This window comes from Gardnerella sp. DNF00109, assembly GCF_049262845.1.
GTDB classification, from domain to species: Bacteria; Actinomycetota; Actinomycetes; order Actinomycetales; family Bifidobacteriaceae; genus Bifidobacterium; species Bifidobacterium vaginale.
Genome location: NZ_CP058406.1, coordinates 757746 through 779582, shown reverse-complemented (window position 1 = coordinate 779582; position 21837 = coordinate 757746). Strand labels below are relative to the sequence as shown.

General features: G+C 38.4%; 18 protein-coding genes. 4 read left to right on the top strand and 14 right to left on the bottom strand.

Features of this window, described 5'->3' with window-relative positions:
* Nucleotides 1-5 precede the first annotated feature (5 nt).
* The 12 genes from metF to leuS all read right to left on the bottom strand — a co-directional run bounded on the left by metF (nt 6) and on the right by leuS (nt 15113).
* Nucleotides 6-860, bottom strand: coding sequence for a methylenetetrahydrofolate reductase [NAD(P)H] (metF, locus tag HXT20_RS02965; RefSeq protein WP_004111779.1), 855 nt, complete (start codon nt 858-860; stop codon nt 6-8).
* Nucleotides 857-3193 (bottom strand): 5-methyltetrahydropteroyltriglutamate--homocysteine S-methyltransferase, encoded by a 2337-nt coding sequence (gene metE / locus HXT20_RS02960; RefSeq protein ID WP_116437794.1) that lies wholly within the window; start codon nt 3191-3193, stop codon nt 857-859. Before metE ends, metF begins: the two co-directional genes overlap by 4 nt.
* Nucleotides 3194-3369: 176 nt before the next feature.
* On the bottom strand, nt 3370-3927 hold the full coding sequence (locus HXT20_RS02955) for a SixA phosphatase family protein (protein ID WP_004117220.1): 558 nt from the start codon (nt 3925-3927) through the stop codon (nt 3370-3372).
* 21 nt (nt 3928-3948) lie between these two features.
* Nucleotides 3949-5049: a tRNA (adenine-N1)-methyltransferase gene (locus HXT20_RS02950; protein WP_048730251.1), complete on the bottom strand. Its 1101-nt coding sequence runs from the start codon at nt 5047-5049 to the stop codon at nt 3949-3951.
* Between the two features lie 36 nt (nt 5050-5085).
* Complete coding sequence (tsaD, locus tag HXT20_RS02945; RefSeq protein ID WP_014554613.1) at nt 5086-6150, bottom strand: tRNA (adenosine(37)-N6)-threonylcarbamoyltransferase complex transferase subunit TsaD; 1065 nt, start codon at nt 6148-6150, stop codon at nt 5086-5088.
* Entirely contained in the window at nt 6143-6751 is a 609-nt protein-coding gene (rimI, locus tag HXT20_RS02940) for a ribosomal protein S18-alanine N-acetyltransferase (RefSeq protein WP_004111784.1), read from the bottom strand. Before rimI ends, tsaD begins: the two co-directional genes overlap by 8 nt.
* Before the next feature lie 20 nt (nt 6752-6771).
* Nucleotides 6772-7566: a tRNA (adenosine(37)-N6)-threonylcarbamoyltransferase complex dimerization subunit type 1 TsaB gene (gene tsaB / locus HXT20_RS02935; RefSeq protein WP_004117227.1), complete on the bottom strand. Its 795-nt coding sequence runs from the start codon at nt 7564-7566 to the stop codon at nt 6772-6774.
* A gap of 38 nt (nt 7567-7604) precedes the next feature.
* Complete coding sequence (gene tsaE / locus HXT20_RS02930) at nt 7605-8120, bottom strand: tRNA (adenosine(37)-N6)-threonylcarbamoyltransferase complex ATPase subunit type 1 TsaE (RefSeq protein ID WP_020760277.1); 516 nt, start codon at nt 8118-8120, stop codon at nt 7605-7607.
* Nucleotides 8121-8238: 118 nt separating this feature from the next.
* Nucleotides 8239-9210 (bottom strand): DNA polymerase III subunit delta, encoded by a 972-nt coding sequence (gene holA, locus HXT20_RS02925; protein WP_004111788.1) that lies wholly within the window; start codon nt 9208-9210, stop codon nt 8239-8241.
* 126 nt (nt 9211-9336) lie between these two features.
* On the bottom strand, nt 9337-11160 hold the full coding sequence (locus HXT20_RS02920) for a ComEC/Rec2 family competence protein (RefSeq protein ID WP_246979131.1): 1824 nt from the start codon (nt 11158-11160) through the stop codon (nt 9337-9339).
* A 26-nt stretch (nt 11161-11186) separates the two neighbouring features.
* Nucleotides 11187-11978: a ComEA family DNA-binding protein gene (locus tag HXT20_RS02915; protein ID WP_004117231.1), complete on the bottom strand. Its 792-nt coding sequence runs from the start codon at nt 11976-11978 to the stop codon at nt 11187-11189.
* Nucleotides 11979-12128: 150 nt separating this feature from the next.
* On the bottom strand, nt 12129-15113 hold the full coding sequence (gene leuS / locus HXT20_RS02910) for a leucine--tRNA ligase (protein ID WP_422114445.1): 2985 nt from the start codon (nt 15111-15113) through the stop codon (nt 12129-12131).
* A gap of 205 nt (nt 15114-15318) precedes the next feature.
* Here leuS and HXT20_RS02905 point away from each other — a divergent pair, with 205 nt between their 5' ends.
* The 4 genes from HXT20_RS02905 to HXT20_RS02890 all read left to right on the top strand — a co-directional run bounded on the left by HXT20_RS02905 (nt 15319) and on the right by HXT20_RS02890 (nt 18969).
* Nucleotides 15319-15759, top strand: a complete 441-nt coding sequence (locus HXT20_RS02905; protein WP_004111796.1) for a hypothetical protein — start codon at nt 15319-15321, stop codon at nt 15757-15759.
* Between the two features lie 74 nt (nt 15760-15833).
* Nucleotides 15834-16277 carry a DUF2871 domain-containing protein gene (locus tag HXT20_RS02900; protein ID WP_004111798.1) on the top strand — a complete coding sequence of 148 codons (444 nt, stop codon included), beginning with the start codon at nt 15834-15836 and terminating at the stop codon, nt 16275-16277.
* Nucleotides 16278-16366: 89 nt separating this feature from the next.
* Entirely contained in the window at nt 16367-17173 is an 807-nt protein-coding gene (locus tag HXT20_RS02895; protein WP_101886438.1) for a fructosamine kinase family protein, read from the top strand.
* Between the two features lie 77 nt (nt 17174-17250).
* Nucleotides 17251-18969: a hypothetical protein gene (locus HXT20_RS02890; RefSeq protein WP_004115246.1), complete on the top strand. Its 1719-nt coding sequence runs from the start codon at nt 17251-17253 to the stop codon at nt 18967-18969.
* Nucleotides 18970-18975: 6 nt separating this feature from the next.
* Here HXT20_RS02890 and HXT20_RS02885 read toward each other — a convergent pair whose 3' ends face one another.
* Together HXT20_RS02885 and HXT20_RS02880 are read right to left on the bottom strand one after the other, a co-directional pair.
* Nucleotides 18976-20790, bottom strand: coding sequence for an AMP-dependent synthetase/ligase (locus tag HXT20_RS02885; RefSeq protein WP_004111801.1), 1815 nt, complete (start codon nt 20788-20790; stop codon nt 18976-18978).
* Between the two features lie 94 nt (nt 20791-20884).
* Nucleotides 20885-21646 carry a M23 family metallopeptidase gene (locus HXT20_RS02880; RefSeq protein ID WP_004115249.1) on the bottom strand — a complete coding sequence of 254 codons (762 nt, stop codon included), beginning with the start codon at nt 21644-21646 and terminating at the stop codon, nt 20885-20887.
* Nucleotides 21647-21837 lie beyond the last annotated feature (191 nt).

Genomic DNA, 21837 nt, shown 5'->3' with positions numbered 1-21837 from the left:
CAAATTTACACTATCTTAGTAAAAAGTGGCTTAACGTTTGACCAAATGCTTCTGGTAACACCAGGACGATTCATTGTGTACAAGTGTATCCCATCTACGCCTTCCGCAACTAAATCGTTAATCTGTTGAGACGCAAATATGCTTCCAGCGTCTTGCAAGACTTCTGGGTTACTTCCCCATCGCTCAATCATTGCTAAAACTGGCTCACTTATTTTAGAAGAGCACATTTTTGTCATTCGCTTAACTTGATTAGCATTTACAACAGGCATAACTCCAGCTTCAATTGGAACGTTAATGCCAGCTTTTCTAGCTAAATCCCTAAAGTGCAAAAAGTCATCATTATTGTAAAAAAGTTGCGAAATCAAGTGAGTTACTCCAGCATCAACTTTTCGCTTTAGATTATCGATGTCTTCTTGCAAAGTAGCAGCTTCTGGATGTTTTTCTGGGTAGCATGCACCCAAAATAGGCAAATCTGGGCGCTTTGAGTGAATATATGATACTAAATCGCTTGCGTGATTAAATACTCCAGCAGCATTCTGATTTTCAATAACGTCTCCGCGCAAAGCTAAAACGCCACTAACGCCTGCCTTATCAAACATATCTAAAGCTTCGTCAACATCGTCATAATCCAAGTATCTTGCTGTTAAGTGAGCAACAGTTTTAATGCCATACTCCGATCGAATAGTGTTGGCGATTCTAGCAGTAGCAGTTCGATCCGAAGATTTTCCAGTTCCATAAGTTACAGATATAAAATCTGGATCCAATCCCCTTAAGCCATCTAAAGTGTCGTAAATCGTACCTATTGGAGATGTTCTTTTAGGCGGAAACACCTCTAGCGAAAACTTTGGTTTGTACGTCATTTTAGACTACCGCCCAATTCGCTTCTAACTTTTTTAGCTGCCGAAACAAGATTTTGCAAGCTAACCCAAGTTTCTGCATTTCCGCGAGTTTTCAAGCCACAATCTGGATTAATCCACAGCTTGTCTGCTGGCATTTTGTGCAAAATCTCGTGAATCCTGTTAACAATCTCATCTTCGCTAGGAACGCGAGGAGAGTGAATATCATAAACACCAGGGCCAGCTTCTGTTTCAAAGTTCGCGTTATGAATAGCGTCCAAAACAACTAGATCTCCGCGCGAAGCTTCAAACGATATCACGTCCGCATCCATTGCATCAATGTCTCGAATAATGTCGTTGAATTCCGAATAGCACATATGAGTGTGGATTTGCGTAGTAGCAGCTACGGCAGAGTGCACAAGACGGAAAGCTGCAATCGCCCAGTCCAAATACTTCTTATGCCAATCCGAGCGTCTAAGCGGAAGCTTTTCTCGTAGCGCTGCCTCATCGATTTGAATTACGCGAATTCCAGCACGCTCCAAGTCCAAGACTTCATCTCGAATAGCAAGAGCAAGCTGCTGAGTTTGCTCTTCGTGCGTAATATCTTCGCGAGGCCAAGACCAGTTAAGAATCGTAACAGGCCCCGTTAGCATGCCTTTCATAACATGGTTTGTGCGGCTTTGAGCATACGCACTCCACTCTACTGTGATTGGCTGCGCTCTAGAAACGTCGCTCCAAACGATTGGAGGCTTTACGCATCGAGTTCCATAAGACTGCACCCAAGCGTTTTTTGTAAACTTAAATCCGTGCAAATGCTGGCCGAAGTATTCAACCATGTCGTTTCGCTCAAATTCGCCATGTACAAGAACGTCTAAGCCAATGCGCTCCTGGTGTTCTATGCACTCGTCTATTTGCTTGGCAATAAACGCGTTGTATTCTTCTTTGCTAATTTCGCCTTTTCTATAAAGCGCTCGAATCGATCTTATTTCTTTTGTTTGAGGGAAGGATCCGATAGTTGTTGTAGGCAAATCAGGCAATCCTAATGCTTCTTTTTGTAATTTTTGACGCTCCGCGCGAGATGGCTTTCGCTCAAAATCTTCTGGCTTAAGACTTGCGATTCGCGCTTTAACATTTTCGTCTACTTTTACTCTAGACCCATCGAATAATGCCTGATTTTGCGCTAATTCCTCGCTATTTTTAAGCTCATCATCATTCAAAACGCAAAGCTTAGCGATTTCGCTTACTTCCTTCAACTTTTCTACAGCAAACGCAAAATGCTTTAATACGTCTTCGCCAAGCTCTTCTCCATCCGTACTAAATGGAACATGCAAAAGCGAGCATGCAGTGGAAACAGCTATGCGATTAGTAACGTTTTTTTGCAAAGCATCTAGCAAGCCAAGGCTTTGCGCGTAATCATTTTTCCAAATGTTTCTGCCGTTTACAACTCCTGCAAAAATAGTTGTTTTCTCGTTTACTCCATATTTTTGCAAAGCTTCAAGGTTTTCTTCTTTGCCTTCTACAAAATCTAAGCCAATTGCATCAAATGCCAAATCGTTTAGTGTTTTGTACGAGTCTAAAATATTGCCAAAATAAGTGTTAAGCAAAATTTTAACGTTTTCAGCATTATCCGCGCTTTCAAATCTGCTTTGAAGAATCGGATTATATAAGTCGCTAAAAATCCTTAAATCTCCATCTTCTTTATCTAAGCACAAGTATGGTTCGTCGAATTGCAACCATTTTGCTCCAAGACTTGCAAATCGTTTTACAATATCGCAATACGCGTTTGCTAATGCTTCAATCGTCTCTTTGTTTGCTTCTAATTCTTGTGCTTGCGGGGTGCGCGCTAGTTTTAAGAAGGTGTATGGTCCAATCAACACTGGTTTTGTTTCAATTCCGAGTGCTTTTGCTTCATTGAACTCGTCGAATGGTTTTGTGCCAGCTAAATGCAAATCTTGCGGATTTTCTACTTCGGGAACAATGTAGTGGTAGTTGGTTGTGAACCACTTTTTCATTGGAAGCGCTGTTACGTCTCCGCGTTCACCTTGATATCCGCGTGCGATTGCAAAAAGCGTATCTTCTGCATTTTCAAACTCTAGATTCTTGTACCGTTCTGGCACTGCACCAAGCAAGATTGCTGTGTCTAGCATTTGATCGTAATAGCTAAAATCATTACTTGGTATAAGTTCTATTCCAGATTCTGTTTGGATTTTCCAATGCTTTTTGCGCAAATCTTTTGCAACTTGTCTTACTTCTTCTAGAGTTGTGTCTTTTTTCCAATAGCGTTCAATAACTTTTTTAAGCTCGCGATTTGCGCCGATTCGTGGAAATCCCTGTACGGACGTAAGAACAGTATGCATATATCCTCCAAATAATTAACAACCTGATTCAGCCTAGCAAACATTTGGCTTAATGAGGTCATTAGCTATTTGGGGGTGTCGTTATAACCTAAACTTATATGCAGATTTATGCAGATGATTCGTGTGGATTTTATGCAAATTTTATAAGGATTTTATGCAAATTTATGCGTATTTTACTATTCAAAATCCTTTGGGGTTATAATTCCCAACGCTTTAGCTCCTCGCAAACCGCAAGATGCAAAAGGTACGTCGGATACTAAAACAATAATCGAAGCATTAGCTAACCCGAGTCGCATTGTTCCTAATATATCAGGATCTGAATCTGGAGAAGAAAGCCATTGCGCAGCCATCGACATTGTTGGCTCATGACCAATAATCATTGTTATTCTAGAATCGCTCCTAATCGCACAAAGCTCATCCATTACAGACTGCATTCCGCCATCATATAAGCTTTTTCTTGACGCTACTATTGGAGAATCTCCGAACTTTTTAAGCATTTTGTGCATCGTTTGTTCGGTGCGATTTGCACTTGAACAAATAATGTAGTCTGGAACAAGCTTTAGAGATTGCAAACCTTTTGCCATTATTTTTGCTTGTTTTAAACCTTTATCGCTAAGGTCCCTTCCCCAATCGTCTCCCATTGTTGGCGGCTGTGCTTTTGCGTGGCGCATTAGTAGCAGCACATATTTTGCGTGCTTTACTTTTTTAACGATTTTTTTGATTGACGCCGCCATTTTAATCTCCTCAGTCTTCAGTTAAGCCTTATCAGGCTTTGGATTTGAGTTAGGTAATTGTGCGATTTGCAAATCTAAATCTCTAAGGACTTTTCTAAGCTTTCTATCGGATATATCTCTAAGAGACAAGTCTTCTAACTGTTCTGCGCGCTCTTCGGGAGTTAAGTCATCAATATCGCTAACAGTATCTTTTGTAGCACGATCGCGCTTTTTTAACGCATTAAATCCTTGCGCCATTGCGCGCGAAATAACCAGAAAACCAGTATGACCTATCATTGCGTGATCTGGTCTAACTGCTAAATCTTGTGCTTTCCAAGTTCTTTCTAAAGTTTCTTGAATCTCTGGTTCTGTCCAAACTCCCGAAGCTCGCAAACTTTGTGCCATTCTAGACATTTGCGTTGTAGTTGTTACGTACGCAACCAATACTCCACCTGGAGCAATAACTCTATAAGCCTGTTCAAGCCTGTTCCAAGGGTCAAGCATATCTAGCATAATGCGATCAAAATAGCCTTCTGGAAGAGACTTTGCTACTGAGTCAAAATCTCCAGTTAAAAGATTCCACCATTCTGGTTTTTCGCCATAGTAAATTGTTGCGTTTAGTTGCGCGATTCTAGCAAAATCAGGTCTAAGCTCTATTGTTGTAAGCTCACCAATTTGACCAACAGCGTCTAAAAGACTTAAGCTCATCGCGCCAGATCCTGCTCCCGACTCTAAAACACGCATTCCAGAGCGAATATCTCCTAAAGAAATCACTTGTGCAATATCTTTTGGATACATGATTTGAGCGCCTCTTGGCATAGATAAAACGTAATCCGCCAATCGCGGACGCATAACTACATAATCCCATCCGCCTATTGCGCGGGCTGCCATCCATGGCTTGTTTGATTCTTTAGATGCGTCAAGCTGCTTATTGCTACGCTCAAAATCACGTTTTGTGCTAACTGTTGTTACTACAACACCTTGAGTTTTGCCAATAACATCGTCGTGCAAAATAATGCCGTGTTCGGTTTGTGTAACTCCGCCTTTAGTAAGCTGTGCTGTGATTCGCTTGCCTTTTCTATCGGTGAATTGGATTTTTTCACCAACTTGCAAAACTCCTCTACGTGCATAGCTTTCGTACACAAAACACCTCACTTATCTTCAGAACGACTTTTACTATTATAAGCTAACGGTTGTAAGTGGCATTGCTGAATCGATTGCAAAATCTGGAGCGGACGGACGAACGCCTGCTTCCACCAAATTCACACCAAGCATTGCCACCATTGCTCCGTTATCAGTGCAAAGCTTAAGCTCTGGCAAACGAACTTCGATTCCATGCTCTTTGCCTTGCTCTAAAAGATGTTCTCTAAGTTGCGAGTTTGCAGAGAATCCGCCACCAATCAACAAAGTTTTTGAACCGTATTGCTCGGAGCCCATCATAGCTTTGCGAGAAAGAACATCCGCAACAGAGTTTGCCAAAGATGCGCAAACATCGTCCACTGGTATTTCTAAGCCTTGTGCTTGGCGAGCTTCCACCCAACGCGCAACAGCTGTTTTGACACCCGAAAAACTAAAGTCGTAAGGATGCTCTTTGCCAGAACGACCTTGCGTAAGTCCTTGCGGAACCTTCAACGTATTTGGATCCCCAAGGCGCCCGTGCCTGTCAATATGCGGACCTCCTGGATAAGGGAATCCTAGCAATCTAGCTACTTTATCAAAGCACTCGCCAGCTGCATCGTCTAATGTTGTTCCAACAACATCTATACTGCGCGCAATGTTATTAACATGCAAAAGAGAAGTGTGACCTCCCGAAACTATAAGCGCTAGAACGTCTTTAGGTACATCGCCGAATTGCAATTGTGTTACTGCAATGTGTCCAATAACGTGGTTTATTCCATAAATCGGCTTTTTTGCTGCACTTGCTAGTGCTTTAGCTCCCGAAACTCCAACAGCTAAGCATCCTGCTAATCCCGGACCTGCACTTACTGCTATAGCGTCAATATCGCTTAAATCCATATTTGCATCTGCTAATGCTTTTGATACCACTGGCACGAATGCTTCTGCATGCGCGCGTGATGCGATTTCTGGTATAACACCACCGTAGCGTGCGTGTTCTTGCATTGAGGATGCTACAACGTTAGAAACTAATGTTCTTCCTTTAACGATTGCGGCTGCCGTTTCATCGCAAGTTGATTCAATGCCTAAAACTATTGGCTCGCTTGTTTTATTCATTGTTTCACTCATTATTATCCTCACTTTTAGCGCTGTTATAAGCTTCGCTAGATTCTTCTAAGCTTTTTGAGCTTTTTAAATTTTCTAAGTCTTCTAAATCGTCTATTTGTGCGCACATTGTATATGCGTCTATTCCTTCTGGCATATAGTATCTTTTTCTTAATCCCATTTTTGTAAAACCGAATTTTTCATACAGTTTTAGCGCTGGATTGTTATTTACCCTAACTTCTAAAAGCATTCGTTTTGCGCCTATTGATTTTGCATTTTCAATCATAGTTTTTAGAAGATTGCTTGCAATTCCTCGCTTTTGATATTCTTTTGCAACACCTATTGTCATTATTTGAGCGTCGTCGCCATCAAACCAAAATCCCGCATACCCAGCTACCGTATTTGTGTTTAGATCAACATCTGCATAATACGCGCGCATTGGTGCTTGTAACTCTTGCAAAATCATGTTCTTGTTCCAGCATCCTGGTCCAAACAAGTCTGCTTCGATTTTTGCAATTTGAGAAACTATTGCTTCATATTTTGCATAATCAATTTTCTCTATTGCGCAGCTTTGACTATTTGATGCACAAGCTGGATATTTTGAGCGAGTTATGTCTACAATCATATGTGTACTTCGCTTGAATCCTATTTTTCCGCCACTTTTGTAGCAGCGCCAGATCCCAAAACGTGCTTCAACGGGTTTGGAACAGATACGTCTGGTCTTCTTAAATAAAGCGGTTCAATAACGTCTTTTTGACTTGCGCACAGCTTAAATATCTCTAATCCTTTTACGCCTAAATCAAGAGCACTCGCCTCTGTAATTAAGCATATATTCCCGATTTTCTTCCAATCTTCAGCGTATTTTTTAGCACCATGGCCTGCAACGCAAACGCAATAATCGCAAATATTATTTGATTCAAAATATTGATTTACTCTTTCAACAATATTTGCAGGATAATCAATGTCCATTTCTATTACTGCACAACCACTATCGTCATATAAACTCATATAAACTTGGCGTCTTCTAGCGTCATTTAACGAAAGAACATACGTGTGTTTAGCTACGCAAGATTCATTATTTTCGACTATTTCACTATTAGAGATAACGCCATCTTTAAGCGATTCTTCAAAAGCGCCAGAACGAATCATTAAACTTTGTGGAAGCAAACTGTTGCATCCTAGAATCTTTGCGTTATTCGCAAAAGCAATCGCCTTAGCTGCAACCAACCCAGCTCTTAAACCTGTAAAAGGAGCAGGGCCTACTCCAACTACAATCTCGTCTATTTGATTAAGCTCTAGACCAGCATTTTTTACTGCAAAATCAATGTTTACTTGCAACTTTTCAACATGTGTACGCGAATCCGTTTCCACTATTGGCTTATAACCTACAACTCCAACTGTTGAACCATATGACGTATCTATAATCAGCGTATTGCTCATTTTTGTTCCTTAAATTAACCAACCAATTTAGCTTACTCTTAATCAAGAATTTTTAAGCGATCGCACCAGTCTCCTCCGACTGGAACAAGCGTTACAACGCGCTTACCTTCACTTGTAAACTCATTTGACTTTTCTTTATCAATCGGTCTATCAATATGAATTTCAAGACGAACATCAGCAAGAACACCAGCCATCTGTTCTCCCCACTCCATAAGCACAACAGTTCCCTCTCCTGGTTCTTCCAATGCTTCATCTAAACCTAAAGATTCAAGCTCATCTAAAAGCCTAGAAACAGTGTCTTGCCCTGGAGCATAATCTTTTCCACCAAGCCTATAAGCATCTACATGAATAAGATTCGCAACTTTTCCATCAGAAAATGTGCCTTTTAGCTCTCTAGCAATAGTAAAAGTCGGGGAAACTATCGGATCTTTTATTCCCAAGCCCTGTCCAAAACCTTGCGCGAACGTTGTTTTTCCAGCACCAAGTGGACCAGAAAGCAAAATAACATCTGTCTCATGCACTATTTTTGCAATAGTTTTTCCAAGATCTCGCATACACGAATCAGTTGGAATTACTAGCTTTTTGATATTATGATTTTCCAAAATCACACACTTTCATATTAGACTTTTAACGCTCTATGTTTTAACACTTTATGCTTTTAAAATTTTCACATTAACGCCCACGACAAGCAATCATGCTAATGCATTTTTCTAAAGCGTAATCAGCATCACTTGTTCCGCCTTTGCATTGCTCATCTGCCCACGCTAAACATTTAAAACACTTACGAATCCCATCATCATTCCATCCACCTAAATCCCTCATAGCCATTTTTAACGCCCAAGGGTTAACTTTTGCTTGAGCATTAGAAATTTCCCCGTTTTTAACAGCTATAGCCTTTGTAATTATTCGCATTTTTGCAGCCAAAGCCCCAATCAATGCTATAGCATCAACGCCTTGTAAAATCGCTCTTCTTGATGCAAGAATAGCTTGAGCATAGTTACCTTCTGCAGCTTTATCTGCTACAAAAAATCCAGTTACTTGCGGATCCGATATTAAATATTGGTCAACTATTTTTAGTGTGATTGGGTTATCTTCAAAATCAAAGCACAATTGAGAACAAAGAGCCGCCAACTGGTCGGTTTTCCCGCCTAAGACTTCTGTTATGCGTCCAGCTGCTGCAGGCTCTATACTACGATTTTGCCTTTCAAAAAGACTTAGCACAAAATTCAATCTTGCATCATCTTTTTTAAGATCTGGTACAGTTATTTTACTTGCTCCAGCTTTTTCAAGTTTTGTAACAATTGACTTTCCTTTAACACCTCCTTCGTGGCGCGCAATAACCCAGCAATCATTGTTATTAGATTTAGATTCTCTAGTACAAAACTCTATTATCGCTTCAACTAAATCTTCATTAGCTTGTTCAAGATTATTAATAACAACAATTGTTCCGCTAGAAAAAAGTGATGGTCCTGTAGCAGTTATAAAAGCATATTTATCGGCATTTAATGCGTCTAAATTTATAACATCTGCATCTGGGTAGGAGCCTAATATGCGAGTTTTTAAGTCGCGCGCGTTTAGATCATTTAAATACGCATCACCGCCAACTACAACTGTAAATGGCGCAAATTTTTTTAACGCTTGCATACGTACTCCTTAAGAATATTTATATTCTCACGATTTAACTAACGCGAATATCCTTGTTTTTATTTAATCCGCTTAATTTTGCACGCCTATTAATTGTACAAACTATATAAAACTTAAAACACTTAATCATTCAAAAAGTTTTGTTGAATCATTTATAAGCTGCTTAAAACGATTTGACTTAACTTGTAAAAATATCCTTAAACTATTATATGATTCACTTTTTCTAAAATATTTATTTATGATAAGTACTAATAAAAAGATAGCGAATTCAGCGCACGCGATTAGCCACGCACCTAAAGATCCATTAACCCAAGGTATTGTTCCAATTTGTAAATCTCCCAAATACCATGCGCAATTTGCCATAATGTTTGTTCCAAAAGATGAAATTGTGGCAAAAATCAGAGAAATAGAATAACTCCAATTAGCGCATATAAGCGAAAGCAGACCAAATATTGTTGCAAAATCAACAAAAGGTGCAACAATTAAATTCGCTATAACAGATATAAAAGATACTTGCGGTTGCATTAATATTTGTACAGGAAGCGTAAAACACTGTGCACACAACGTTATGCTTAATGCGCTTGCAAGACTAGACGGCATATATCTTAAAAAGATTCTTCTTAAAGACATTCCACAAACAATTATTCCAAAAGTTGCGCAAACAGAAAGAGCAAACGAATAATCCCATGCATATTTTGGACAAATAAAAAGAACACTTATAACAGTTATACTTAAAGCACTAGCAGACTGGTATTGTCTAGAAAACATTAATGCCCCGGCAGAAATTAAACCCATTATAAGCGCTCTAAGAACAGATGCCGACGGATACACAATACACGATAAAAGAATATGACCACAAGCTTCAAATATTGCGCTCACTACTCTTGGCAAAAGCAAAAAAGCACATGTCTTACGAATAACGCAAGATAAAAGCAAAAAATGTCCTCCAGAAACCGCCATAAGGTGCATTATTCCAGCTATTTTGAATCTTTGTTTCATAGTATTCGCATAAGTGCTATCGATACTAACTTTTCGTAAATCTTCTACATCACTTAAATGCTCTTGTCCCAAAAGTCCTACAGTAAGACCAGGAACAAGCATTTGACCCTGTTCATCTAAAGAACTAGTCACATTGTAAAATTCTTTCCACAATGTATTTAGTAATCTCTTAAAAAGATTAGCTTTTTCAATAACTTCTACTTTATATAATTTCGTTTTATCTGTTTTGTTTGCTTTAGGAACTTGAATTTCTATCGCATGAGAGTCAAATTTTGAAATCGAAATTTTTCCAAAACTACTTATCTTGTATCCGTAGTTCATTATTTTGCAATCTGGATTAAAAGCGTAAAGTTTGGCAGACACAAAGCTTTTACTCCTACTAATAACTTTTTCTTTATCCATAATTTCAATCTGTTTTACATTCACGTTTAATACGCAATCCCCCTTAAAGGATTGCGATACTCTTGGAGGAGACGTTATATCCATAAGCAATCTGATGGATTGAACATCGTTTTTTCTATTAAATTTATATTCTGTATCACTTTGCTTTAGATCTTTAATAGCATTAAAAACAGGGTCCATATGTTCTATGTTTAGAATAATTGAACACATTATAAAAGCTGCTAGAAACGTACAAAAACTTGTTAAAAAAGCATGCTTGTATCCTATTATTTTTAATTTTTTAATTAACTCATAAAACTTTGATTTTATGCGACTTTTGTAATCAGTTGTATTCTTTAAGCGGCACGTAAAAATGCAATTTCCCATTGAAAAAATAGTATAAAAGCACAAAAGAGCAAATGATAATATTGCGATTATCATACAGAAAAAATCTTGTTGTGAATCAACTATAAATCGAGCGAATAAGCAACCAAACCATACGCTAAACGCAATAGGAACAAGCCTAAAATCTTTGTTTCCATTTTCAAGATCCCAATATAATTCTTTCATTTTCCAACCTTAAAAATCACATAAATTTACTTAATGCAGATTGCTGATTTAAGTTTTAAAAAAGTCTTTTGCCCAATTCCTTTAACTTGCATAAGATCTTCAACCCGCTTAAAAACACGCAACTTTTTACGCATATCTAATATTCTTTGAGCCATTTTTGGCCCTATACTTTTTAGAGTTTGTAATTCTTCCAACCCTGCTGTGTTTATATTTATGCAACCGCTTTTATCTTTGTTGACACTATTATTTTTGCTTATATCATTTTCATTAATTTTGTGCGTGCTATCACTAAAATCTTCATTTTTATTTTTAACAGTTAAATCTTTAGTCTCATTTGTATGTAAGTCTTTTTTAGAATCCTCTTTAGAATCATTGCTATATTCATCATCATCTTTATTATTTGATTCAAATTTTTTACTTAAAGATTTAACTTTAGATTCTCTCTGTGCTTGATAAGAATAAATCTTGTTATAAGTTCTAGATTGACATATGAGCATGGTTAAACTTGATGCTAAGAATACTACGAGAATTAGCATAATAGACAAAGCATGTACTGGTTTTATTCGTAATCTAACGAGATTTCTTGTTTCAAAATTATTTCGTTTATTAAGATTATCAATATTTGAAGCAGAATCTTTTGAGCTTATGCAAAAATCAGCAAGCTGATAATCTATAGAATTGTTTTTCTCTTGTGCCAATATGCGATTTTTAGAATCATCATTCAAAGTATTTTGCAAATAATTTGAATTTTCATAATTATTATTTAAAGCATCAATAGCTGCCAATCTTTCTAGAACGTTACTATTGTTTTTGTTCATTTTAACCACCTCCTTCGTTTCAGACTATTTATTTTTGATTGTTAAATAAAAAAAAAGATGCTTACCTCCACTATTAAATGAAGATAAGCATCTTTCAAGTAAAATTAACCAATGTGGTTAAAGGCTATTTTGCCTAGAAAACATTGAGTTTCAGCTTTCATCTGGCACAATAGACACAATCTTTGGTGCTTTCACGATTACCTTGCGCGGCTTCTTTCCACCCAAGCGATCAGCTACGGCCTCTAAAGCAAGCTTTTCAAGCTCACTAGCATCAATATTCGGGTCAACTTCAAGCTTTGCGCGAACCTTGCCCTTGATTTGCACAACAGCTGTAACAGTATCCGCACCAACGTAGCGGGAATCTTCAACTGGCCAATCTGCGTGAGCAATCGACTTAGTATGTCCAAGCTTGCTCCACATTTCTTCACAAATATGCGGTGCAATTGGAGAAAGCATAAGAACAAGCGGCTCAACTGCTGCGCGAGGCACGTGAGGCAGAGACGTTAAGTGATTATTCAACACAATCAGCTTAGCAATCGCAGTGTTTGGACGCATTGCTTCCATTTCTACAGTTACTTCTGCAATCGTGTTGTTAAGAAGCTTTAGCGTCTTTTCGTCCAAAGCATCTTCTGTTACTACGCAAGCGCCAGTTTCTTCGTTTACAACGTTACGCCACAAGCGTTGCAAGAATCGCATGCCTCCAACAACGTTACGCGTATTCCATGGGCGAGACTCAGAAAGTGGACCCATGCTCATTTCATACAAACGGAACGTGTCTGCACCGTAGTTTTCGTACATGTAGTCTGGAGTCACAATATTCTTTAGGCTCTTACCCATCTTTCCAAACTCGCGATTCACGGTTTCGCCGTGCCAAGTAAATGTTGGCTCACCAGCGCCGTTATTAGCGCCTTCCTCAACCTCATCAGCTGGCACGTACTGCCCGCGCTCATCCGTGTAAGCGTAAGCCTGAATCATACCCTGGTTAAACAAGCGATGGAAAGGCTCAGCAGAATCAACGTAACCCAAGTCGTAAAGCGCCTTATGCCAGAAGCGCGAGTAAAGCAAGTGCAAAACTGCATGCTCTACGCCTCCAACATAAAGGTCAACGCCTCCAGAAACATGTTCCTTGCCTGGTCGATTCGTACCCATCCAATAGTCGTATTCGTCGCTGTCAACCATATGCTCAGCGTCGTTTGGATCCAAGTAACGCATGTAATACCAGCATGAACCAGCCCAGTTTGGCATAGTGTTGGTGTCGCGATAGTAGGTTTTTACACCGTCACCAAGATCAAGCTGAACTTTAACCCAATCCTCGTTTCGGCTCAAAGGTGCTTCAGGCTCAGAATTTGCGTCGTCTGGAGCGTAAGTTTTTGGCTGATAATCTGGAACGTCTGGCAATGCAATTGGAAGCTCACTATCCGGCACAAGGTGAGCAACACCATCCTCATCATAAACGATTGGGAATGGCTCACCCCAGTAGCGCTGCCTAGAGAACAGCCAATCGCGAAGTCTGTAAGAAACCTTACCAACGCCTACGCCTGCTGCTTCAAGCCAAGTCGTCACTTTTTTAATAGCTTCATCTACGCGCAAACCGTTAATAGACAAAGCGTCACCGAGCTTATAAGTATGCTCCACAGAAGAGTTAATAACAATTCCATCGTGAGAAACAAACGGAGCTTTGCCATCATAATCTTCTAGCTTTTCGACAGAATCAGGCAAAGGCTTAACAGTGTAAATTACAGACAAGCCGAAAGCTTTAGCAAAATCATAATCGCGCTGGTCACCGCCAGGAACTGCCATAATTGCGCCCGTTCCATAACCCATAAGCACATAATCTGCAACAAACAGCGGAAGTTTTGCTCCAGTTACAGGATTAATTGCGTAAAGACCAGTAAACAAACCAGTTTTTGCACCAGCATCTTCCGTACGTTCTTTAGCGGTTTTAGCGCGAGCTTGAGCCTGATACTCTGCCAATCCTTCCTTAAGACTTGCGTAGCCACCCTTCCAGCTTTCTGGAACGCTAGCTTCCCACGCTTCTGGAACGTGCCCAAGAATCGGGTGATCTACAGAAACAACAGCAAAAGTTGTACCAAAAAGCGTATCTGGACGAGTAGTGTATACTTCCAAATCGCGCGTTTCACCATCTGCACATTCAACTTCAAAATGCACGGAAGCACCGTGAGATTCGCCAATCCAGTTTCGCTGCATAAGCTTAACTTTTTCCGGCCAGTCAATAGTATTCAAATCTTCAACCAAACGGTGCGCGTAAGCTGTAATTCGCATGGACCACTGACGAAGATTGCGCTGGAATACTGGGAAGTTTCCGCGCTCAGATTTACCTTCTGCAGTAACTTCCTCGTTTGCAAGCACAGTTCCCAATCCTGGACACCAATTTACAGGAGACTTAGAAATGTAAGCAATGCGGAAGTCATTCAACACATCCGCTTGATCTACTTTATTGAGCTCTTCCCACTTTTTGTCAGCAAAACCAGGAATTTCGCGCTTTGCGCTCTTAAACTCATCAACTAACTCAGCAATTGGTCGAGCAGAACCTTTACCGCCATCTTTGCGTACAAAATCAGGGTCATACCAAGCGTCATAAAGCTTCGAGAAAATCCATTGAGTCCAACGAACGTAGTTTGTATCAATAGTTGCAAAAGATCTACGATCGTCAAAGCTCAATCCCATGCGATGCAACTGCCTGCGCATATTTGCAATATTTGCCTCAGTAGTAATGCGAGGATGCTGACCTGTTTGAACAGCATATTGTTCTGCAGGAAGTCCAAAAGCGTCGTAGCCCATCGCGTGAAGAACATTCTCGCCCTTCATACGGTGATATCGGCTCACAACATCAGTTGCCAAATATCCAAGAGGATGCCCAACATGCAAGCCCTTTCCAGAAGGATAAGGGAACATGTCCATTGCAAAGAAAGAAGGACGGCCACAAGCCAATCTGCCTTCGCCATCCTTCAAATCGCCCTTAACATTAGCAGCCCAGAACGTGCCTTGCTCGTCCCAAGTCTTTTGCCAGCGCTGCTCAATATCTTGTGCGAGCTGCGCATTGTAACGAAAAGCTGGCTCAGCAATAGTAGCTTTATTGTCAGCTGTTGAATACTGTTGATCGTTGTCTTCCATAAACAAGCACTATAGCGACTCATATCGTCAATTTGCAACACTTTTTACAACTTTTAATCATATTTTATTGTGTTTTTTGAAAGTTTTAATGCACAATTCACAAAATACTCTTATTTAGCGTTTTTCATAAAAATCATTACTACAATTGTTTTAAACGTTCAACATAAGATTTTATTAAGAATAATGTGATTTAACGAGGTTAGTTATGAAGGTATCAAAGAACACACTTTTATTAATCGCATGCATTGTATGGTGTTTTGCTGGATTCAACATTCTTAGGATTGGTATTATTGCATACTCAAACTTTTTATCTCCTATTAATTTCGCTTTATCTTTAGCTGTTTTTGCAATATTCCAAGTGTTTATTTTCGGAAAACTTGTTAAAAAACATACTGCTAGGATTAACGCATACAAAGAAAACAAGCAATTTTTCCTTAAATTCTTTGACGTTAAATCTTTCATAATCATGGCTTTTATGATGACTTTTGGAATTGTTCTTCGTGCAACAAATATAGCTCCAGAACAATTTATAGCCGTATTTTATACGGGATTAGGTTCTGCTCTTACTCTAGCAGGATTGCTTTTTGGGTATCATTTTGCTAAAACTGCATGTCCGCGTTACAAAAACACTCATACTATGCAATAGCGCTTACAAACACTTGTAACAACATCAACATTACTAAGAAATATTTGACTATCACTCTACGTAAGGAAGTTACTATGAACCATGTTATGAAACGTTATATTAATACGTCTTTGTTGTATGCTGTCTTCGCCATGATTGGCGGCGTCTTTTATCGCGAATTTACAAAATTTAATGCTTTCCATGAAAAGACTGTGCTTGCTATAGTTCACACACACTACTTTATGCTTGGAATGGTTGTTTTTCTGTTACTCATACTATTTGAGAAAAACTTCAGTTTTAGTAACGAAAAAACTACGAGAATCTTAATAACTTATCATATTGGACTCAACCTAACAGCAGTAATGATGATTACTCGTGGAATTGCACAAGTAATGCGTCTACATCTCAGTCCATCTATAGATTTTTCCATAACTGGTTTAGCAGGAATCGGACACATCCTACTTGGCGTAAGTATTGTACTAATCTTATTGCAAATTAAACGCAGCATCGCTCATTGTGCTAATACTTCATTAGAATAGTGATGATAGGAATAATTTAGTTTATTCATAAAATATTTATTAAGTGTGTAACTATAAGCCGCATATGCTACTACATTAAGAAGGTTGCTATGAGTAATAACGTGTATAAAAAGAGTAGATCATACGCACCAGAACGATTCTTTGAATGCGAAGGTCGTGGCCTTAATTGGCTTCGAGAAGCTTACGACTATGGCGGGCCTAAAGTAGCTAAAGTTTTTGATTGGGGAAAAGACTACTTAAACATTGAACGCATTGAAACTACAAGCCCTACTCCTTTAGCATCGTTTGAATTTGGAGCATCTTTGGCGCATATGCACGATTTCGGTGCGAAATATTTTGGGGAGCCACCTGCAGATTATGATGGCACATGCTATTTTGGACCATTAAGCGACCCTGTAAAAATGGATTGTGGCACTTGGAGTAATGTTATTGACTATTTGGCAGAAGGCAGACTTTTACCAATGGTAAATCTTGGTATTTCTAGAGGAAGCCTTACAAAAAGCGATTTAGATCTTACAAATAAAGTTATTGATGCTCTGCCAGATTTGCTGGGAAAAGCAGCTGAAGATAAACCAGCGCGAGTTCATGGAGACTTGTGGAGTGGAAATGTGCTTTGGACTAAAAGCGAAGATGGCGAACACACAGAAGCTGTTTTAATTGATCCTGCAGCTCACGGCGGCCATCGTGAGGAAGACTTAGCAATGCTGCAACTGTTTGGGATCAGCTATTTTAAGCAAATTTTAGATGGCTATCAATCTGTTCATCCATTAAAATCTGGTTTTGAAAATCGCATGACAATTTGGCAACTCTACCCTATTGCTGGACATTGTGTCTTCTTTGGTGGAGGCTACGTTAGCGAATACCGAGATATGTGCTTGGATTTGCTTAATCGCTAAATTTGCATTAGATAATTTAATAGAAACTAATATAAAAGTAAGCACAAAACTAAAATTTACGAAAGGCCTTAACTACTATGATTCGCACGCATAAGCATATTTTGCGCAAAACTATTGCTCTTGTAGTATCTAGTACAATGCTTCTTGCGATTTGCGCATGCGGATCGAGCAATGCAAAAAACGCATCGCCTAGCGCAAAGCCTCAAGTGAATCACGGCAACGTTATAGTTTTTACGCCTTCTGATGGTCTAAATTTAAGTAGAAAAACTCCATTAAGTACATGGGATAATCTTGTTCCAGAAATAGTAAAATCGTTAAAAAAGCAAGGATTTTCAGAAAATTCTATTACTACTAAATCGTCCAGCAGCTTATACGATCAAAGTCAAGATATTCAAGATTACGTTGTAAGCATGATTACATCTTTAAAAACAAAAAATTCTTCTAAAAATAAAAACAAGAAAACAAGTATCAGAGATATCCATAGCATCGTAAAAAAGCAACTTTCTAATACGACTATTGTTGTTGCTCCTTGGAGTAATAAAAACGGTAATAATAATTATGGTGATTACGTAACTCAACCCACAACACCTAAAGAGCAACTAAAAGAAGAAGATCTAAAATCACAAGAGGAAGCAGAAAATAGACTTACATCGTCATTAGATTTGGCTAAAAAAGCTGGCATGCATGTCGTTATGTTATCTAGGCTTACTAGAGATTTTAAGCCAGATGCATTCTTCAAACTTTCTTCTGCTCAGAGCATTGGAGAAATTCAAGCGTATACTCTTGTGCAAAAATTAGCATTAAATCAGGCTTCTAAAGATAATCCAAAAAGCGTAGAAGTACTTTTGCCTTGCCACAATCAAAAACAAGATGTTCATATGCATTTTGGAGTAAATACTCATGGTAATTCAGATTCTGATAATTCAAGTTCCAAAATTCAAGAATTTGATGATGAATTCGCGCGACTTGCTTTTGCTGGAATCTGGAAAATTCTAAAACCTTATTTCGCATCTGGATTAATGATTTCACCTTCTGGAAAACTTAGTAAGGATTCAACAGAGAATGACTGGGAAAATGCTGCTTTCGACGCAGATAATTCTGACTCTGTTAAGGCAGAACTTAATTCGAGATTAGTAATAAAGAATGATAACGGAACAACTTCCACAAAACACGTAGATGGCATTATTGCTTTAGATGATCAAGTTGTTATGCAAGTGGAAAAAGCTCTTGAAGACCTTGGGTATAAGGGAAGCTCTGCGGATATCAACCCTTCCTTTACTCTTCCAGATATAATCGGAAGCTTTATAGGAAAACGAAATTTGACTAAGAAAAAGGTTCCAACGCCTGCTTCTACTGCGAAAAATAATGAATCACAAAAATCTAGCACAAAAAATAATGATTTGAATTCATCTGAATCCAATAAAGAGAATAAAAATACTGAAGATTCTGAGCTTAAAGATTCAGCGAATGAATTGTTAAACGACTCAAAATGGCCTGTTATTACTGGCTACGGCGCTTACAAAGATGCTTTACCAAATCTTGTAAATGGAAAGCAATGGATGACTTCTATCGAAAACATTCAGAAAATCTCTACTGATGTTGCTCAAGAATGTAGTTCTCTAAATGTTAATGGAAAATTATCTCAACTCGAAGATATTTCTATTTTTGTAAATAACAGTGGATCAGAAAAAGATATACCCGTAATAACAGAACCAATTCTCGCTGTAAGCGCAACTAATCTTAAAGCTCTTTTGATTGACCCTGGATACGTAACTCTTGCAGATGCAGGACTGTAAAGTACGTTATTTTCTTGGTCTTGGAGCGTAAATCTTATTTTCGATAAGATCGTTATAACGTTCTATAACAGCATTGCGCTTTGCTTTAAGGCTTGGTGTAACTAAACCATTTTCTTGAGTAAAAGCATCTGGAACAATCTCAAATTTTCTGATTGATTCTGCTCTAGAAACATTAGAATTTGCTTTAACTATGCTTTGTTCTACGGAACTTATGACGATTGAATTTTTTCTTGCCTCTTCCAGCGAGCGCACTGGGCTTGCTCCTCGAGATTTCAGCCAAGAATTCACTTCTGCAAGATCTAACGCAATAATCGCAGAGATAAAAGGTTTTCTGTCTCCAATAACAACGCATTGAGAAATAATTGAAGAAGTCATAACTGATGCTTCGAGTATGCTAGGTGAAACGTTTTTCCCGCCAGCTGTTATTATCAGATCTTTTTTGCGACCAGTAATTTTTACAAAACCGTCGGAATCTAAAGATCCGAAGTCTCCTGTATGCAACCATCCATTTACTATTTGTTTTTCAGTTATCTCTGGATGATTATGATATCCTTTGCAAACAGCGGGACTTTTAATACAAAGCTCTCCCTCATCATCTATTGCTACAGACACTCCCTGTACTGGCAAACCAACTGTTCCGATTTTATAGCCTTTCGTTGGATTTACCATTGACGGAGCACATGTTTCTGTCATTCCGTACCCTTCGAGAATTGGCAATCCCATGCCATTGAAGAAATGCGAAATCGATTTGTCTAATGGCGCTCCTCCTGAAACACCATATTCAACGTCTCCTCCAAAAACTTGCAAAATTGAGTTGTAAACGAGCTTTTTACATAAGGAGTGGCTTATAGCCAGCATTGGCGAAATCATTCTCCCCGATTGTTGAGCTTTTGACCATTCTTTTGCCACTTTTACGCTTTGAGCAAATATAAATCCTTTTACTCCTCTACCAGCTTTTTGAGAGGCAGCATTGTAGATTTTTTCAAATATTCTAGGTACACCAAGTATGAAAGTTGGTTTAAAACTTTTAAAATCACTTAGTATTGTTTTAAGGTTGCTTGACAATCCAAGTGTTACATTTCCCGCAAAACAGAAGAACTGCATAAATCTTGCAAATACATGTGCTAAAGGAAGGAATAAAAGAAGTCTTGGTTTGCCTTTTAATGCTATATCTGGCATGGAAAGCATTCCAGATTTCGCTATAAACACAAAATTTCCGTGCGAAAGTTCTATACCTTTCGGGTCTCCTGTAGATCCAGATGTGTAAACGATTGTAGCTAGATCATCGCCTTTAACAGCTTTTTCTCTTTCATAAAACTCTGAGTCTGTAACTGTTTTTCCATACTCAATTAGCGCATCTATTGCGTCTCTGCTTAATACATAGACATCGTTAAGGCTTGGACATGACTTCTTTGATATTTCCACAGTTTCACGCATATTTTCATCTTCAACAAAAATCATGCTTACTCTAGAATCGTTAATAATATTTTCTATTTGCACTGCAGAACTTGTTTCATAAATTGGCACTGTTAACGCGCCTATAGACATTATTGCCATATCAAGCACAGTCCACTGCCATGAAGTATGCGCTATTATCGATATAGTGTCTCCCGGCATCACACCGTGTGCTATGAATCCTTTTGCTACCGATATAACCAAATCTTTAAAGTCTTTAGCACTGTAGGAATTCCATTCCCCGTCGCGTCCTACATACTCAACCAATGAATCGTTCGGCTTACGTTCTACGCGACTTTCAAGAAGCGAAAAAATGTTTGCATTGTAATCAATTTTCTCATCGAGATTACGAGAATACTTTTGCATATTCGCTCCCTAATATGTTTAAGAAAATCTTATGTAATAATCTTAGGTCAATGTCTTAAGCCCAAGACTCTTATTACACTATACGACACGCATTTTACAGACTATTTTTTTCTTCTTTTGTCTCTTCTTTGGGCTTTAAAATTATTCGTTTTTTCGCTACCATTTTCCTTGGATTTGCATAAGTCCTGTCTCTTCGTTTTAAACCCCATTGAATACACAAATTGTCACAATGATCTGATCCAACTGTTACGTAACCAAAAAATTGACCTTTTCTAACAACTGTTCCAACTGGTAAATCCGTATATGCTGGCTCAAATGTGGAAGACAAAACTCCATGTTTGATTGTTACAACAGATTTTCCAGCCACAAGTCCAGCAAAATTTATTATTCCATCTGATGGAGCATATAGCTCAGTTCCTTCCTCTGCTCGCAAATCAACTCCTCTATGACCTGCGAGCCATGGTTTTGCTGGAGCATCAAAATCTTTAATAATGTTTACATTTTTTACTGGCCATACCATCCTTGATTTACAATTTGTAGTTTCTTTTAGTGTTGAAGCTGTTGAAACTTGACTAACTGTATTCGCGACTATTTTTTGCTTTTTACCTACAAAAGATTTTTCTATGCAACCAGCGTCAAATGAAGATACACTATAATCAGTTTGATTCGATTGCAAATATTCATACTCAATACTTTTGTTTATTGTAGGATTTATGCAACTATGAATAATCAACATGATTACAATCAGAATAATAAAAATCAGTATTCTAACAAATTGTGATTTTTGTTTTAATATAAATTTTTTGACTTTTAAGATTCTGGGCTTAATCATTTTTAAATCAAATATTTTTCTCATGATATTTTATTTTTCTCCTTTCATAAATCAAATTTGTTTTATGCTTCAACAGCAAAAATCTGCATTCTTTAAAGGTTTTCGCTTATATTTGAAAGTTTTTCACAAAATTCTTTTTTTAGGAACACTTTTTTATCAATGTGGTTAAAGCGTACAAATCATTGGTATTCCAACGATTATGAGTTTTCGACACG